Source organism: Streptomyces sp. enrichment culture, assembly GCF_964273145.1.
Classification (GTDB): domain Bacteria; phylum Actinomycetota; class Actinomycetes; order Streptomycetales; family Streptomycetaceae; genus Streptomyces.
In genome coordinates, this window is sequence record NZ_OZ186873.1 from 6200495 (window position 1) to 6216886 (window position 16392).

The 16392-nt window shown below is 75.2% G+C and carries 9 protein-coding genes and 1 pseudogene; 1 reads left to right on the forward strand and 9 read right to left on the reverse strand.

Translation table 11 applies throughout. The annotated features are described in order from the left end of the window. Positions 1–76 precede the first annotated feature (76 nt). The 5 genes from ACSU6Z_RS27515 to ACSU6Z_RS27535 form a co-directional block, all read right to left on the reverse strand. Positions 77–2911, reverse strand: a complete 2835-nt coding sequence (locus ACSU6Z_RS27515; protein ID WP_437049667.1) for an NHLP bacteriocin export ABC transporter permease/ATPase subunit — start codon at positions 2909–2911, stop codon at positions 77–79. A gap of 1 nt (position 2912) precedes the next feature. Next, positions 2913–5138: an NHLP family bacteriocin export ABC transporter peptidase/permease/ATPase subunit gene (locus tag ACSU6Z_RS27520; RefSeq protein ID WP_437049669.1), complete on the reverse strand. Its 2226-nt coding sequence runs from the start codon at positions 5136–5138 to the stop codon at positions 2913–2915. After that, complete coding sequence (locus tag ACSU6Z_RS27525; protein WP_437049671.1) at positions 5135–5941, reverse strand: HlyD family efflux transporter periplasmic adaptor subunit; 807 nt, start codon at positions 5939–5941, stop codon at positions 5135–5137. Before ACSU6Z_RS27525 ends, ACSU6Z_RS27520 begins: the two co-directional genes overlap by 4 nt. Positions 5942–6061: 120 nt before the next feature. Next, positions 6062–6277 carry a type A2 lantipeptide gene (locus ACSU6Z_RS27530; RefSeq protein ID WP_437049673.1) on the reverse strand — a complete coding sequence of 72 codons (216 nt, stop codon included), beginning with the start codon at positions 6275–6277 and terminating at the stop codon, positions 6062–6064. A 516-nt stretch (positions 6278–6793) separates the two neighbouring features. Then, positions 6794–8956, reverse strand: a complete 2163-nt coding sequence (locus tag ACSU6Z_RS27535) for a SpoIIE family protein phosphatase (protein WP_437050510.1) — start codon at positions 8954–8956, stop codon at positions 6794–6796. Positions 8957–9223: 267 nt separating this feature from the next. Here ACSU6Z_RS27535 and ACSU6Z_RS27540 point away from each other — a divergent pair. Further along, a pseudogene (locus ACSU6Z_RS27540) lies at positions 9224–9805 on the forward strand (LuxR C-terminal-related transcriptional regulator); the annotation flags it as partial. Here ACSU6Z_RS27540 and ACSU6Z_RS27545 read toward each other — a convergent pair. From ACSU6Z_RS27545 to lanKC, 4 genes are all read right to left on the reverse strand, one after another. Next, the gene (locus ACSU6Z_RS27545) at positions 9728–11650 is read right to left on the reverse strand and encodes an ATP-binding cassette domain-containing protein (protein ID WP_437049675.1); all 1923 of its coding nucleotides are present in this window, start codon (positions 11648–11650) and stop codon (positions 9728–9730) included. The pseudogene ACSU6Z_RS27540 and the gene ACSU6Z_RS27545 sit on opposite strands and share 78 nt — an antisense overlap. Next, positions 11647–13362 carry an ABC transporter ATP-binding protein gene (locus ACSU6Z_RS27550; protein WP_437049676.1) on the reverse strand — a complete coding sequence of 572 codons (1716 nt, stop codon included), beginning with the start codon at positions 13360–13362 and terminating at the stop codon, positions 11647–11649. Before ACSU6Z_RS27550 ends, ACSU6Z_RS27545 begins: the two co-directional genes overlap by 4 nt. A gap of 171 nt (positions 13363–13533) precedes the next feature. Continuing rightward, a complete protein-coding gene (locus tag ACSU6Z_RS27555) occupies positions 13534–13650 on the reverse strand; it encodes a SapB/AmfS family lanthipeptide (RefSeq protein WP_358784776.1) in 117 nt (38 codons plus the stop codon). A gap of 66 nt (positions 13651–13716) precedes the next feature. Continuing rightward, entirely contained in the window at positions 13717–16329 is a 2613-nt protein-coding gene (lanKC, locus tag ACSU6Z_RS27560; protein ID WP_437049678.1) for a class III lanthionine synthetase LanKC, read from the reverse strand. Positions 16330–16392 lie beyond the last annotated feature (63 nt).

Below are 16392 nucleotides of genomic sequence, written 5' to 3' on the forward strand. Positions count from 1 at the left end.
CGGTCCAACGGAACCGGAGCGGGCAGGGCCGGCATCCACCACCACCGTGGCGCATGCCGGCCCTGCCCGCCCCCCGTCAGGCCATCTGCCGCCGCACCAGCTCGTGCAGCCGACCGCCCGTGTCGGCCAGCAGCTGCGCGGGCGGCCCCTGCTGGGCGACCTTGCCGTCCTCCATGACGATCACGCGGTCGGCGTCCAGCACGGTCGACAGGCGGTGCGCGATGACGATCCGGGTCGCGTTGAGCGCCTTCGTCGACTCGATCACCCTGCGCTGCGTCTCGTTGTCCAGGGCGCTGGTCGCCTCGTCGAAGAAGAGGATGCGCGGCCGGCGGATCAGCGCCTGGGCGATCATCAGCCGCTGCCGCTGGCCGCCGGAGATCGCGCCGCTGCCCGAGACGATGGTGTGCAGCCCCATCGGCATCCGCCGGATGTCCTCGGCGAGCCCCGCCATCTCGGCCGCCGCCATCACCTCCTCGGGCGTGTACGGCTCCGTGCCGCAGATGGCGTCCATGATCGAGCCGGTGAACGGCTGCGCGTGCTGGAGCACCACCCCGCACTGGCGGCGCACCGCGGACTGGTCCAGGGCGGCCAGGTCCTGGCCGTCGTACAGCACGCTGCCCGACAGCGGCCGGTCGAAGCCGATCAGCAGCCTCAGCAGGGTCGACTTGCCGCAGCCGCTCGGGCCGACGATCGCCACGAACTCGCCCGGCCGCACCTCGAACGACACGTCGTCCAGGATCAGCGGCCCGTCGGTGGTGTAGCGGAACGACAGCCGCCGCGCCTCGATCGCCCCGGACAGCGGGCCGGGCCGGGTGCTGGCCGTGCGCACCTCCGGCGCCGCCTCCAGCACCGGCTTGATCTCCTCGAACAGCGGCAGCGCCGCCACCGCCGAGACGAACGCGCCGGTCAGCTGGGTGACCGAGGTCAGCAGCATCGTCATCGAGGTGGAGAAGGTGAGGAACGCCGCCGCCGACATCGAGCCGCGCGCCGGGCCCGCCAGCAGCATGAACATCACCAGGGTGCACAGCGGTAGGTACACCGCGCCCAGCACGGCGTTGAGGTTCTTGATGCGGCCGGCCTTCTGCTGGAGCTCACGGCTGCGCGCGAAGCGCTCCGCCCAGGCGGCGTACGCGTAGTTCTCGGCCGCCGCCACCCGCAGCTTGGGCAGGCCGCGCAGCGTCTGGAACGCCTGGTTGTTCAGCTTGTTGGTGAGCACCACCAGCCGTCGCTGCCAGCGCACCTGCCACAGCCCGAGCCCCAGGAACACCGCGGTGACCACGACGAGCATGGCGATCGCCGCCAGCGCCATCGGCACGCTGTACCACAGCAGCAGCCCCAGGTTCATCGCGCCGACGGTCACCGACTGGGCCACCGTCGGGCCGACCCCGGCCAGCAGCCGGCGGATCGCGCTGACCCCCATGGCCGCGCTCGCCAGTTCACCGGTGGAGCGCTCGGTGAAGAACGTCGTCGGCAGCCGCAGCAGCCGGTCCCACACCGCGGGCTGGAGGGTCGCCTCGATGCGGCCCTCCAGCCGCAGGATGGTGAGGTTCTGCAGCAGCATGAAGGCCGCCGCCACGACTCCGCCGACCATCACCGCCAGACAGACCTCGGCGATCAGATCGGTCTGGGCGCGCGGCACGAACTCGCCGAGCACCTTGCCGGTCGCCAGCGGCACCAGCGCCCCGACCGCCACCGTCACCAACCCGCTGAGCAGCAAGTTCAGCAGGTCTGCGCGCGTGCCCCACAGACAGAACCGCAGCAACCGCAGCGGGCCGAGCCGGCGGTCGGGCAGCGGCCGGTAGAACATCACCGCGCGCGGCTCGAACTCCCCGGCACTCGCCTTGTCCACGGCCGTCTCCCGCCCGGAGCCCGGTTGCACGGCCACGTATCCGCCGCGCCGCCACAGCAGCGCCACCGGCGCCCCCGACAGCGCCCGCCGGCCCACCAGCGGCCCGACGTTCTCCCGCCACCAGCGGCCCTGGAGGCGCACGGCCCGGGTGCGCACCCGGGAGGCGAGGGCGACCCGCTCCACCGGGTCCAGCCGGTCGCTCTCGGTGCCGTTGTGCGCCGGCTCGGCGAGCACGATGCCCGCGGCCTGGGCGACCAGCTTGCAGGCCGCGTACGTGGCGTCCGCGTCGGCGGCCGTGGTCCGCTGCCGGGACCGCGTGCCGATCGAGGCCAGCAGCGTCCGGTCGGCCCGGGCGCGCACTTCCTCACCGGCCTTGATGCCCTCGGCGGTGCGGGTCTCGTGGGTGCGCTCCAGCTGCTCGATCCAGCGGTCCAGCGTGGTCAGCAGCCGGTACTGCTGGTCGACCATGCTCCGCCACAGCGCCGGGTCCATCAGCAGGTCGGCCGCGGCGTCGGCGCCGTACAGCTCGCCGTACTGCACACTGCCCGGCGGGACCTGCATCCAGAACACGTCGTCGTCGGTGGGCGCCGCGGCCCGCTCGGTGGCCATCGGCGCCTGGAAGAGGATGGACAGACTGCGGCCGACGCCCAGGGCGAGGGCGTACTCCAGCGGGCTCGTCGTCGGCGGGACGTACTGCGGGTTGCCGTACTCGTCGTACGACCAGGACTGCGTGGTCGCCGGCTGGTACAGCTCGCGCAGGTTGATGCGGTGCACCACGCAGTCCCGCAGCGGGCGGGCCACCAGCGTGTGCTGCGGACCGGCGACCGGGCCCAGCAGCAGCGAACCCGCCTCCAGACGGCCGAGGTGGTGCCAGTGGCCCTGCTGTGCGGCGTCCACCGCGAACAGGTCGACGGCGCCCGCCGCGACCAGCCACAGCACCTGCGGCCCCTCCAGGTCCAGCCGGCTGAAACCGGCGCAGTCCAGCCGCGTGCCCAGCCGGCCGAGCGCATTGAGGACCAGGTCGCCCTCGTGCACGAGGCCGCCTTCGTGGACGGACGTCATCTCACCGCTCCCTGACCAGTGCCGCGTACGCGCCGCCGCGCGCCAGCAGCTCCTCGTGCCGTCCGCGCTCCACGACCGTGCCGTGCTGGAGCACGACGATCTCGTCGCTGTCCCGCACGGTGCTGAGCCGGTGCGCGATCACCACACAGGCACAGCCGCGCTTGCGCAGGTTGTCCATGACCACCTGTTCGGTCTCGGCGTCCAGCGCGCTCGTCACCTCGTCCAGGACGAGGATGCTGGGGCGGCGCACCAGCGCCCGCGCGATCTCCAGCCGCTGGCGCTGCCCGCCGGAGAAGTTGCGGCCGTCCTGCTCGACCCGGCTGTGGATGCCGCCGGGGCGGCGCATGACCACGTCGTACAGCGCCGCGTCGCGCAGCGCCTCCACCACCGCGTCGTCGGGGATCGACGGGTCCCACAGCGCCACGTTGTCGCGGACGGTGCCCTCGAAGAGGAACACGTCCTGGTCGACGAAGGAGACGGAGGCGGCCAGCGCCCCGCGCGGGATGTCCTCGATGCGCCGCCCGTCGATGCGGATGACGCCCTCCCACGGCGTGTACAGGCCCGAGATCAGCCGGGACACCGTGGACTTGCCGCTGCCCGAGCCGCCGACCAGCGCCACCTGCCGCCCCGGCCCGACGGTCAGGTCGAAGCCGCTGAGCAGCGGCTTGTCCAGGGGGTTGTAGCCGAAGGTGATGTTCTCCAGTTCGACGTGGCCCTGGAGGCGGCGCGTGTCCTCGCCGCCGCCGGGCCGGCCGTAGAGCGGGTCGGCCTGGAAGTTCTCCACGTCCTTCAGGCGGGCCACGTCGGCGGCGAAGTCCTGGATGCGGCCGGCGACGCCGTTCAGGCGGGTCAGCGGGGCGGTGAAGCGGGCCACCAGCGCCTGGAAGGCGACCAGCAGACCGACCGACATGTGGCCCTCCACCGCCCGCATGCCGCCGATCCACAGGATCAGCGCGCTGTTGAACGTGGCCAGCGTCGGCGCCACCACGCCCAGCCAGGCGCTCGGCACCCCGAGCCGCTGCTGCTCCTCCAGGGTGGTGGCGTGCTGCCCCGCCCACTTGCGGAAGTAGCCGTCCTCGCCGCCGGTCGCCTTCATCGTCTCGATCAGCTGCAGACCGGTGTAGGCGGTGTTGGTCAGCCGGGCGCTGTCCGCCCGCAGTTTCGCGGTGCGCGTCGCGCGCAGCCGGATGACGACCCGCATCGCCACGATGTTCAGCAGCGCCACGCCGATGCCGACGAACGTCAGCTGGGGGTCGTACGTGTACATCAGCAGCGCGTACAGGACGACGACCACCGCGTCCACGCCCGCCGCCGCCAGGTCGCGGGCCAGGGTCTCGGCCACCGCGTCGTTGGACTGCAGGCGCTGCACCAGGTCGGCCGGGCTGCGCTGGGAGAAGAACGTCACCGGCAGCCGCAGCAGGTGGCGCAGGAAGCGGGCGCTGGACAGCGTGGAGGAGATGAGCCGGCCGCGCAGCAGGTTGGCCTGCTGGAGCCAGGTCAGCACGACGGTGAACAGCACGCACGCCGCCATCGACGTGAACAGCACGCTCAGCAGCGACGTCTGCCGGCCGATCAGGAACTCGTCGATGTAGGTGCGGCTGAGCGCGGGCACCGCCGCGCCGACGACCACCAGCAGCAGGCTCGCCAGCACCGCGGCCGGCAGGGTGCCCGCGGTGCCGCGCAGCCGGGACGGCATCGCGCCCAGCACGCCCGGCCTGCGCCCGCCCCGGGCGAAGTCCTCGCCGGGCTCCAGGACCAGGACGACACCGGTGAAGCTGCCGTCGAACTCCTCCAGCGGCACGAACCGGCGTCCCTTGGCGGGGTCGTTGACGTACACCCCGCGGCGGCCGAAGCGGCGGCCCATGCCGTCGTAGACGACGTAGTGGTTGAACTCCCAGAACAGGATGGCGGGTGCCGTCACCTCGGCGAGAGCGGCCAGGTCCATCTGCATGCCCTTGGCGGTCAGGCCGTAGCCGCGCGCCGCCTTGAGCAGGTTGCTGGCGCGCGAGCCGTCGCGGGAGACGCCGCAGGCGATGCGCAGTTCCTCCAGCGGGACGTGACGGCCGTAGTGGCCGAGCACCATGGCCAGGGAGGCGGCGCCGCACTCGACGGCCTCCATCTGGAGCACGGTCGGGGTGCGGACGGTCTTCGTGCGGGCCTTGGGCACCGTGCGCTTGGGCGGCGGGGCGGCACGGCGTCCGCCCCGGGTCTTCAGGTCGGTGGTCACGGCAGCAGCCAATCGACGGGATGCTGGTCGGCCAGCCGGATCGAGCCCGTGGCCTGGGTCATGGAGGTGAGGGCGTACGGCGGTCCGCCGGCCGTCGACCACACGTAGCCGCTCTTGGTGGCGGGGGAGGTGTCGAGGCGGACGGTCACGGCGACGGGCCTGCCCTCCTTGGTGAACTGCTCGCCGAGCTGGCCGTCCCCGAGGAACGCGCCGATCTGCTGCGCCGACTGCGCGGAGCGGTCCACCGACTTCACGTGGCCGCGCAGCACGCCGTACTCCTGGCTGGGCACCGACTGCACGGTCAGGTCGACGGCGGCGCCCTCCCGGACCTCGGCGGCCTTCTCGGCCGGGACGTACACGGTGGCGTACAGCGGGTCCTCGGGGCGGTCGACCTTCTCCACGGCGGCGACGTCCGCTCCGGTCCGGACGATCTGCCCGACGGTGGCGGCCAGCGCGCTGACCCGGCCCGCGTCGAGGGCGCGCACGACCGTCTCGCCCTCGGGGGTGCGCACCTTCAGCACCGGCGCGCCGGCGGGCAGCCGTTCGCCCTGCTCGGCGAGGACGGCGGTGACCTGGCCGGAGACCGGGCTCTGCAGGATGTAACTGCCCTGCCCGTGCGTGAGGACGGCGGGCGCGCTGACGGTGGAGGCGACCGATCCGGTAACCGCCCACACCGACGCGGCGGCCATCGCGACCACGGTCACGGAGAGGACGAGCCAGCCCTGGGGACGGGCGAAGCGCACCGGGAGGTCGAGCTCCTCCGGTGACTGCAGCTTGGCGAGGGCCTGCTGGCGGAACTGCACGGACCTTCTCTCACCTGCGGAACTTGACGACGACGGCCCGCACGGGCCGGGAATGTGACGGCACCCGAGAGTCCCGGAGCCGGGGAGCGGCTCCGGGACTTCGGCGGTACCGAGGCGCGGTCAGAGACCGGCGACCAGGTTGGTGACCGGGGCGGTGTTCAGGCCGGTGACACCCTCGACCGTGTCGACGACGCCGTTCACCACGCCGGTGACCGGGGCGACGCTGTCCACCACGCCGGTGACGGTGTTCAGGGCGTTGACGGCGAGGCCGCCGGAGACGCTGTCGAGCTCGACGTCGGAGATCTCGGCGGTCTCGACCTGGGAGGCGGAGTTCATGATGGAACTTCCCTTCGTATGGGTACTTCACATGGGGGGAGCGGCCCCCACCGGGGACGGATGGACGGCCGCGACCGCGGGATGCCGGGTGCCCCGGGGCGGGGAGCCCCTGTCCGGCCCCCGCGGTGCGATGGATCAAAGCACGCCGCCTGTCCGCCGTTCCACTCACCCACCCGCTCCGACCAGGCCCTTCCAACCAGTCGGCCACCTTTCCGTGCAGGCGCGCGCACGGCTTGCTGGCGACTTCTTCACACGCGGCGCGGCGGCGGGGCGCCCGCGCCCGCGCGGCCCGGGCGGCGAATCCGGCACTTGCGCCCCAAAGGCGTGAGCGGGGCCGGTCCCCCGTCCGGCTCCGTCATGCGCGGTGACCGGGTTGGGAAGTCGATGTGCAGATTCGCTGAAGCGAGGATTCCGATCGGCGATGTCGACAGATCGCAACTGATCGACAGCTGAGCGTAAAAATGCGAATGGTGATCGGGGGAGTCGTCTCCGCCAGGGGTGGACCCGGTGCCGCCGTCACTCCTCCCGCGTCCTGAGCAGCAGCACCGCGACGTCGTCGATGCGTTCCTCCGCGTCCGCGACGCTCCGCACCAGACGGTCGGCGAGTTCGTCCAGCGGCAGGTCCCCCGCCTCGGCCAGCCGCCGGCCCAGGTCGGCGAGGGCGTCCTCGAAGTCGACACCGGGCGACTCGACCAGCCCGTCGGTGTAGAAGAGGAGCAAGGAGCCCGGGGAGAGGCCGACCTCCGACGTGGGGTACTCCGCCGCCGCGTCGATGCCCAGCAGCGGCCCGCCGGCCACCTCCAGGACCCGCACCCGCCCGTCCGGCCGCCGCAGCAGGGGCGGGGGATGGCCCGCGCGGGACAGCACGGCCCGCCCGCGCCCCGGATCGATCCGCACGTACAGGCAGCTGGCGAACAGATCGCTCCCCAGGTCGATCAGCAGCCGGTTGGTCCTTCGCATCACCTCCTCCGGCGCCTGGCCGACGGCCGTGTACGCGCGGACGGCGGTACGGATCTGCCCCATCAGGCCGGCCGCGGTCACGTTGTGGCCCTGCACGTCCCCGATCACCGCGGCGGCCATCCCCCCGACCGGCACCAGGTCGTAGAAGTCGCCGCCGATGTCCATGCCCCGCGTGGCCGGCAGGTAGCGGGCGGCCGCCTCGATGCCCGGCAGGCGCGGCAGCGAGTGCGGCAGCAGGGCCTCCTGCAGCCCGTGCGCCAGACGGTGCTTGGCGTCGTACAGCAGGGCGCGGTCCAGGGCCTGGGCCACCAGCCCGGCCAGACTGGTCAGCACGGCCCGCTCCTGAGCCGGGAACGCGTGCGGCCGGGCGTAGGCGAGCACCCAGGTGCCCACCGGCCGGCCGGAGGCGATCAGCGGCAGGTAGGCCCAGGCCGCGAAACCGTCCGGAGTGGCCTGCCGGGCCGGGTACAGGCGCACCAGCTGCTCCTCGGACTCCAGGAACGCGGGCACCCCCGTGCGCAGCACCTGCGTGCCGGGGGTGCGCTCGGTCAGCGACATCCCGTCGAACCGCTCCACGAGGTACGGGTCCGGGTAGCCGCGGTGCCCCAGCACCTCCATCCGGCCCGCCCGCGACCCGAGGATCACCAGCGCCTGGCTGCCCAGGGTGGGGGCGATCTCGTCCGCCACCAGCTGCACCACGTCCTGCACGCCCACCGCCTCGGTCAGCGCGCCGGACAGGCTCAGCACCTGCGCGATGGTGACCAGCCGGGACGGGGTCTCGCCCGCCGCCTCGCCGGCCCCCGGCGCGGTCCGGCCGGCCCCGGGCGCCTCCCGGGTCCGGCTGATGCGGACGCTGAGCCCGTTCCGGCTCGGGTAGAACCGGAACGACAGCCGGTCGCCGGGCGGGCGCAGCGCGACGAAGGAGGTCGTGCGCTGGCTGATCAGCGCCGCCCGGTAGCGGTCCTCGTACACGGGGTCGTTCAGCCACGGCACGGCCGCCCACAGCGGCGTGCCGAGCAGCTTGTCGGCCGGCGTCCCCAGGAGCTCGGCCGCCGCCGGGTTGGCGAAGGCGACGCGCCCGTTCAGGTCGAGCGAGCACAGGCCGTACGGCAGCCGCCCCGCCATCCGCACGGCCTCCAGGGCGCCGAGGGAGTCGGCCACGCCCCCCGCGGCCGGCGCGGCGGGCGGGGCGGGCTCGTGGTGGGCGGGCGGGCGCTCCCGTGCCGCCCGCTCCAGCCGGAGCGCCAGCCGGTCGCAGGCGGCCGCCAGCTGTTCCCGCTCCCGGTCGGACAGCTCCGCGGGGCGGGTCCCCGGCCAGGTCAGGAAGACCGCGCCGTACACCGTGGACCCGCTCGCGACCGGGAGTGCGGCCAGGGCGAAGGGGTAGGGCAGGACCACGGAGATCCGCGGGTAGCGCCGGGCCATCTCCTCCTCGCCGCCGATCCAGACCAGCCGACGCTCGCGCACCGCTTCGGCCACCGGGATGTGCGCGCTCAGCGGCACACGCTCCCAGGGCGCCGCGAACGCCCGGGGCAGCCCCGTCATCGCCGCCAGCTCCAGCACGGGCTGGTCCGCGGAGAGCAGGTACACCGCGCCGACGTGCGCCCGGACCTCCTCCGTCATCGAGGCCAGCGCCAGCGACAGGTCGGGCCGGTCGGCCGACGGCCGGGAGGCCGGGGGCTCCCCCGGGGTGGACTGCCGGTCGGACACCCCGACCACCTCCTCGCACGGCCGGGCGACGGGTCTCAGGGTCAAATCTCCCCTGTGAGGGCGCGTCGCGCACGGCGAACCGCGCGGCGCCCGGCCCGTGCGGGCGCGGACGGCGCCCGGAGGCCCGCGCCGATGCCAAATCCTCCGCCTACCCCGGCCGGCCCGGCCCATGGCCCCTCACCCGTTGCACGCGGCGGCGTACGGGCGCCTCGTGTGCGCCCCCGCGCCTCCTGATGGCCGGTTCCACGTGCTCGCGGGCAGCCGCGGACACGAACAATGGGGCACGCGCTCACCATCGACGGCGCGGGCGTACGGCGAGCTGAAGGGGTGGCAGTGATCCGGGTGCTTCTGGTGCACGACGCGTGTCTGGTGCGAACGGTCCTCGCGGACTGGCTGCGCCGCGAATCCGACTTCGGGGTGTTCGAGACCTCGTGGCGCGGCGCGCCCGGACGGGTGCGGACCCTGCGGCCCGACGTCTGCGCCGCGGACCTGGAGTCCGCGGACGCCCACGGCGTCCCGCCGCTCGGCGAGCTGTGCCCGCCCGGCCCGGGGCCGGCCTGCCCGCGGCTGCTGGTGCTGGCCCGCAAGCACCGGCCGGGGCTGCTGAAACGCGCCGCGGAGGCGGGGGCGCTCGGCTACGTGGACAAGGAGGGCACCCCCGATCGCCTGGTGCGCGGCATCCGGCGGGTCGCCCAGGGGGAACGTTTCGTCGACGACTCCCTGGGCCTCGGCTTCCTCAAGGCCGCCGAGATGCCGCTGACCCGGCGGGAGCTGAGCGTGTTATCCCTGGCCGCCGAGGGGGCCTCCATCGCGGAGATCGCCGGAACCCTGCACCTGTCCCACGGGACCGTGCGCAACTACATGGCCGCCATCACCCGCAAGACCGGTGCCCGCAACCGTGTCGACGCCATCCGCATCTCCCAGGGGCAGGGCTGGCTGTGACCGCCGTGCGGGCGGGGGCGTCCAGCCGCCCACGAGCTCCCGGTACGCCGCCGAGGACCGCAGCAGTTCCCCGTGGGTCCCGTGCGCCGTGCGCGGGCCGTCCATCACCAGCACGCGGTCCGCGCGGCGGGCCGAGCCGGCCCGGTGGGCGACGACGACCAGGGTGCCGCCGGGCCGGGCCGCGAAGGCCCGCTCCGCCCGTTCCTCGGTCTGCGGGTCCAGATGACAGGTCGCCTCGTCGAGCAGGGCGAGCGGCGCGGGGGACAGGTACGCGCGGGCGAGCGCGATCAGCTGCCGCTCGCCCGCGGACAGGGCCGACGGGTCGACCGGGGCCGCGAGGCCGCCGAGCGCCTCCAGGAGCGGGGACAGGCCGACCGCGTCGGCCGCGGCGAGCAGCTCCGCCTCGGGCACCGGCCCCGTGCGCAGGTGCGCGAGGTTCTCGGCGACGGTCCCGGTGAAGACGTACGCCTCCTGCGGGATGAGCACCCGCCGGGCGGCGGCGTCCGGTCCGGGCACCGGATGCCCGTCGATGGCGATCGTGCCGCGGGCCGGTACGAGGAGTCCGGCGACCAGGGCCGTGAGCGTGGACTTGCCGATGCCGCTCGGGCCGACGACGGCCAGGTGCGCGCCGGGCGGGAGGACGAGGTCGAGACCGTCGACGACGGGAGCGGCGGCGGGGCCGTAGGCGAAGGTGACGCCGCGGAGCGCCAGGGCGGGAACGGGGGCACGGAGGAGGTCCGGGGGCACCGGGGCCGGTGCGGCGGGGGCGGCGTGGGCACCGGGGGGAGGGGACGTGTCGCCGCCCTCGGGCTCGTCCGGCTCGTCCGGCTCGTCGGGCTCGTCGGGGGCGAGGCGGCGCAGCACGACCGCGAGCCGGGAGCCGCTGGTGCCCAGGCCGTGGACGAGGTCGCGCAGGGCCGGCAGCAGGGACTGGGTGACGTAGGCGAGGGCGCCGACCAGGGCCCCGGCGGTGACGCCGTGGGCGAGGAGCCAGGGCGCGGCGGCGAGCAGCAGCACGACCGGCAGCCTGCCGCCGACCGCCAGGGCCGCCACCCGCAGCACGCTCCAGCGGGCGAGGGAGCGGGCGGCTTGCAGCTCGGCCCCGACGTGCCGGGCGACGTCGGTACCGGCCCGGTCCTCCGCCCCGGCCGCCGTGATGTCCCGCAGGCCGGGGCAGACGGCGCCCAGATGGCCGGCGAGGGCCTCGTCGGCGACGAGGAACGCCTCCTGCCGGCGGGCCAGCACACGCAGCGACGCCGCGAACAGCGCCACCGCCGCCACCAGCGGCGGCAGGACGGCCGGCAGCAGCAGCGGCGAGAGGGAGAGCAGTCCGGTCAGCGCCCCGGCGGTGGTGAACAGGAACGAGCGGGAGACCAGCACCAGCCCGGCGAAGGCGTCCCGCGCGATCTCCACCTGCTGCGTCAGCCCGGACAGGGCCCCGCCGTCCCCGGTCCGCACCCCGCGGGCGGCCACCCGGGCGACGAGCCGGTCCCGCAGCGGTTCGACGAGGTCGGCGACGGCCGCGTACACCCGCGCGGTCCCCAGCGCGCCCAGCGCCACGCCGAGCCCCGCCACGGCCAGCCAGCCGAGCCCGGTCCCCGTCCGCCCCGCCAGGAACCCGTCGTCCAGCGCGCGGGCCGGCGCGTACCCGACGAGGAAGCTCTGCCCCGTCTCCAGCACGGACCAGCCCGCGAGCCGCGCCAGGACCCGCGCCCGGGTCCGCAGGTACCGCAGACCGCGCCCGTACACCCCGCCGGTCACGGGCCCCCTCCCGCACCGCCGAACACCGCCCGGTACTCCGCCAGCCGCCACAGCTCGTGGTGCCGCCCCACCGCCCGCACCCGTCCCGCCTCCAGCCACGCCACGGCGTCCGCGCGGGCGGCGGTGGCGGCCCGGTGGGCGACGAGGAGCCGGGTGCTGCCCGGTCCGTGGCCGACGAGGGCCCCCGTGATGCGGTGTTCGGTCGCCGTGTCGAGGCTGGAGAGGGCGTCGTCGAGGATCAGCAGCCGTCCTCCGTGGGCGAACGCCCGTGCCAGTCCGAGTCGCTGGGCCTCGCCGCCGGAGTGCGGGGCGTCGGCCACGGCGGTGGCGTACCCGTCGGGCAGGCGGCGGACGAAATCGTCCGCGCAGGCGATGCCGGCCGCCTCCCGGACACGGCCGGGGGAGGGGGTGGGCAGGGCGAGGCCGATCGTGTCCTCGACGGTCCGGCCCAGCAGGGCGGGACGGGCGAAGGCGTACCCGATCGCGCGGCGCAGTTCGGCGCGGGTCAGCTCCCGCAGGGGTACGCCGTCGAGCAGCACCTGCCCGGCGTCGGGGTCGGCCAGCCGCCCGGCGATCGCGGCCAGCAGCGACTTGCCGGAGCCGGAGCGGCCCACCACGGCCAGCGTCGTCCCGCCGGGCACCACCAGGTCCACGCCGTCCAGGACGGTCCGGTCGCCGCGCCGGGCGGTCACACCGCGCAGCTCCAGCCGGCCGGGGCCGTCGGGCAGCCGGCACGTCCCGTGGCCGGGGGCGGGCTCGGTGAGGACCTCGCCGAGCCGCCGGGCCGCCGCTTTGGCCCGGGCCAGGCCGGCGAGCTGCCCGACCAGCACGCCGACGCCGGTGGCGAGGACCGCGTACCGGGAGGCCGCGAGCACCTCGCCCACGGTCAGCCGGTGCCGGGCGAGGAGCACTCCGGCCACCGCGACGACGCCCAGGTACAGCGCGGGCGCCACGGCGACCGCCCGGGCGGCGGCCCGGCCCTGCACCCGCCACATGCGGTGCCCGGCCTCGGACAGCTCGGGCAGCGGACGCAGGATCCGCGCCGTCTCCCGGTCCGCCGTGCCCGCCGCCCGGATCGTGCGGAAGCCGCCGACGGCCTCCGCGAGGGCCGCGGCGATCCGTCCCTGTGCCTGCTGGTACCGCTCGGCGCAGGCGGAGGTGTCGCGGGCGAGGGCGCGCAGCAGCAGGACCAGCACCGGCGCCCCGGCGAGGAACACGGCGGCCAGCCACACGTCGATCAGGGCGAGCGCCACCAGGCCCCCGAGGGGACCGGCGAGCGCGGCCGGCAGCGCGGCCCGGGCCGCCGGTGCCGTCCCGGCCTGGGCCGCGCTGCCGACCAGGCGCGCCACGAGGTCCCCGGAGCCGAAGCGGTCGGCGGCCCGCGGGCCCACGGCCAGCAGGTGCCCGGTCACCGTGCGGCGCAGCCAGGCGGTGGCGCGGGCGCCGACGGTGCCGGTCAGCCAGGTCTCCACCGCGTCGAGCAGGGTGACGGCCAGCACGAGGGCGGCGCAGTACAGCACCCAGCGGGTCGCCGGGGCGTGGGCCAGCAGCAGGTCCAGGGTCCGGCCCAGCGCGGCAGGCAGCAGCAGGCCGGCACCGGTCCCGGCCACGCTCACCAGGCACAAGGCCGCGCACGGGACGCGGGAGTCCCGGCCGGCCGCCCGCGACAGCGCGCGCCCCGGTCCGGTCCCGGCGTCGGCACGGGTGGTCATACGGCTGCGACCCTCCCGTCGGGGGAGAAGGGAAAGACGGAGAAAGAGGAGAAAGAGGAGAAAGAAGAGAGGCGAGGACAGGGGGAGAGGGAGGAGGCGCGGGCGCGACGGACCCCGGGCGGCCCTCCCTCGCGGGAACGGACCGCCCGGGGCCGGGTCACATGGTGCCGGTCACAGACAGAGCAGCACGCTGGCCGCGCTGATGCAGGACAGCAGGCTCACCGTGCTGTTGCCGCCGCCGTCGGTGCGGGCCTCGGACTCCATCGTCTGCAGGTCGAGAAGCGCCATGTCGTTTCCTTTCCTCGGAACCCGTGAGGGTGATGTGGTTTTCCGCCCGTGGGGACGGGGGTGGTGTCACGACTCCGTCGGACGGCGGAGCCGCGTCGGTGGGGCCGCCGGCGGCGGCAGGAACGGCAGGTGCGCGGCGCGCTCGGCGTCCAGCGCCGCCGACAGGGCCAGCAGGCAGCCCGCCGTTCCGGTGGCGAGGTCCATGGACAGCCGCATCATCTGGTGGCCGGGGAAGGCCAGCTGGCCCTCGTACGCCATCGCCGACCAGCCCAGTGCGGCGATCTGCTCGGACAGGTGCGCGGGCGTGGCACCGGGCGCGCCGGTGCGCGCCAGGTGCAGGATCATTCCGGCGCGGCCCTGGAACAGGCCGGGCTGCGCGTAGAAGCGGGAGCGGGCGGCGGTGAGGATGCCGGCGCGGGCCCGCTCCAGCGCCGCGTCGCCGTCCGGGAGGTGGGCGAGGACGTCGTCGAGGACCACGCCGACGCCCACGCTGCCGTCGCCCAGGTACGGCAGGGTCCGCCAGCCCTCGTCGACCTCCAGCGCGCCGTCCGGGCGGGCCGCGCAGCACTCCAGGTCGCGGCCCAGCGCCAGGCGGGCCGCGTCCAGCAGCGCGCGGTCGCCGGTCCGCTCGTACCGGCGCAGCAGGAACAGCGCCGGCCCGCTCGCGCCCCGCAGCAGCCCGGCCCGCCGCCGGGGTGCGTCGGGCGGGGGTTCGGCGAGCCTGCGCAGGAGGATCCCCGCGGCCTCGGCCGCCCGGTCCCGCAGCTCCGTCTCGCCCGTGGCGCGGGCCAGGTGGTCGAGGACCAGGCCCAGCCCGGCGAGTCCGCCGTGCAGGTCGGAGGAGAGGTTCTGCCAGCGCTCCCGCAGGATGCCGTCGACCAGGTCCAGTGCCCGCCCGCGGTGTCCGAGGCGGTCCAGGACGTAGGCGACGCCCGCGAGCCCGTCGTACAGGCCGAGCGGTGTCCCGGCGGGCGGCGGGCCGGTGCGGGCCAGCAGCCACCGCTCGCCCTCCTCGTACCGTTCGGCGCCCGTCTCGGCCAGCGCGTACAGCACCCCGGCCGCGCCGTGCGCGAGGCCGAGGCCGCCGCCGTCGGAGAACTGGGCGATGTCACCGGGGAAGAGCCGGTCGCCGCGGTCCGGCGTGGCCGAGGCGAGGATCGCCTTGACCATCGAGTCGCGGCTGGAGGGCCAGTCGCCGGGCCGGGCCGGCGGGGCGGAGACGACGGAGGCCGGCCCCGGCCCGCGGGTGATCTCCGCGACCGCCTCGTCCAGGAAGGGGCGCGGCACGTCCGGGAACTGCTCACGGACGACCTCCGCCAGATGGGCCGCCTTGCCCCGGTCCACCACGAACAGCGTGGTCACCGGAAGGAACAGGGCGAGCCGCAGGCAGGCCAGCGCGTACCGGTCGACGTCGAGGCCCCGGCGGTCGGGCGGTGCGAAGAAACCGGGGTGGGCGACCACCTGGCGGCCCTGCTCCGAGGCGGGGGCCGCCGCCTCGAAGTCGAGCAGGAAGACCGACTCCTCGTCGGGCGCCACCATGATGTTGAAGACGTGCAGGTCGTTGAAGACGATCCCGCGCGCGTGCACCGCCGCCACCGCCTCCTCCACCTTGCGGTGGATGCGCAGCGCCCACGCCGTGTAGGCGGCGACGGCGTCCGGGTCGGGGTCGGGACCGAGCAGCGGGTGCCGTTCGGCGAAGAACGAGTTGAGCGGGCGGCCCTCGAGGAAGTCCATGACGAGGAAGCGGTGGCCGCCGAGTTCGAACCAGTCGCGCACCTCCGGCACCACGCCGGTGCCCGCCACCTGCTCCAGCGCCCGCTTCTCCCGCTCCAGCCGGGTCACCGCGTCCGCGCCGTCGGAGGCCAGTCCCGCGTGCGGCCGGCCCTCCTTCAGCACGACCTTGCGCCCGTCGCGGGTGTCGGTGCCCGCGTAGACCCCGCCGCCGTTGGAGAAGTGCAGCGCCTTCTCGATGCGGTACGGCAGGTCGCCCACCGTCGTGGTGTTGCGGGCCGCCAGATGGGGTTCGAGGAAGCCGGGCAGCGTCACCCACTCCGGCACCTGGAAGGACGGTGCCCGCCGGTCCGGCACCAGCCGCCCCGCGCCGTCGCGCACCGCCGGCACCAGCGAGCCCCGCTCGTCGACGACGAAGGCGCGCGCGAAGGCGCCGTAGCGCACGTACAGCGGACCGTCGTGCCAGCGCAGGTCGGTCAGGATGTACGGTCCCTCGAAACCCTCCAGCAGCGCGCCCAGCTCCCGCAGGACCCGGTGCAGCTGCGCCTCGTCGGCCGGGTAGACGGTGACGAACTTGCCGCTGCCGTCGCGCGGCGCGTACTTGGCGTTGCGCAGGTGCAGCAGATGGGGTCCGGGCACGAACTTGAAGGGGATCCGGCGCGGCACGCAGTAGTCCCACACGATCGCGGCGATCTCCTCCGCGTTCTCCCGGGTGGCCGAGGAGTGGATCTTCCAGCCCTGGGCCGGGCCCGGCAGCGGGCTCCCGTCCGGGCCGAGCGGCGTCATGGTCAGCCAGTCGCCGGTCCGCGCCGCCTCCCACCCTTCCGGCACCGTGCGCCGGGCAGCCTCGTACAGCGGCTCCGCGTCCGGCCCGCCCGCCGCCAGCCGGTCGGGCGTCTCGTAGAAGTGCCGGTCCGCGAGCGCGTACACCTCGTACCGCTTGTCCATGCGCGTCCCCCTCCTCGGGCGGCTCCGAGCCTTCCAGCCGGCCGGCGGCCCGGGACAGTCACA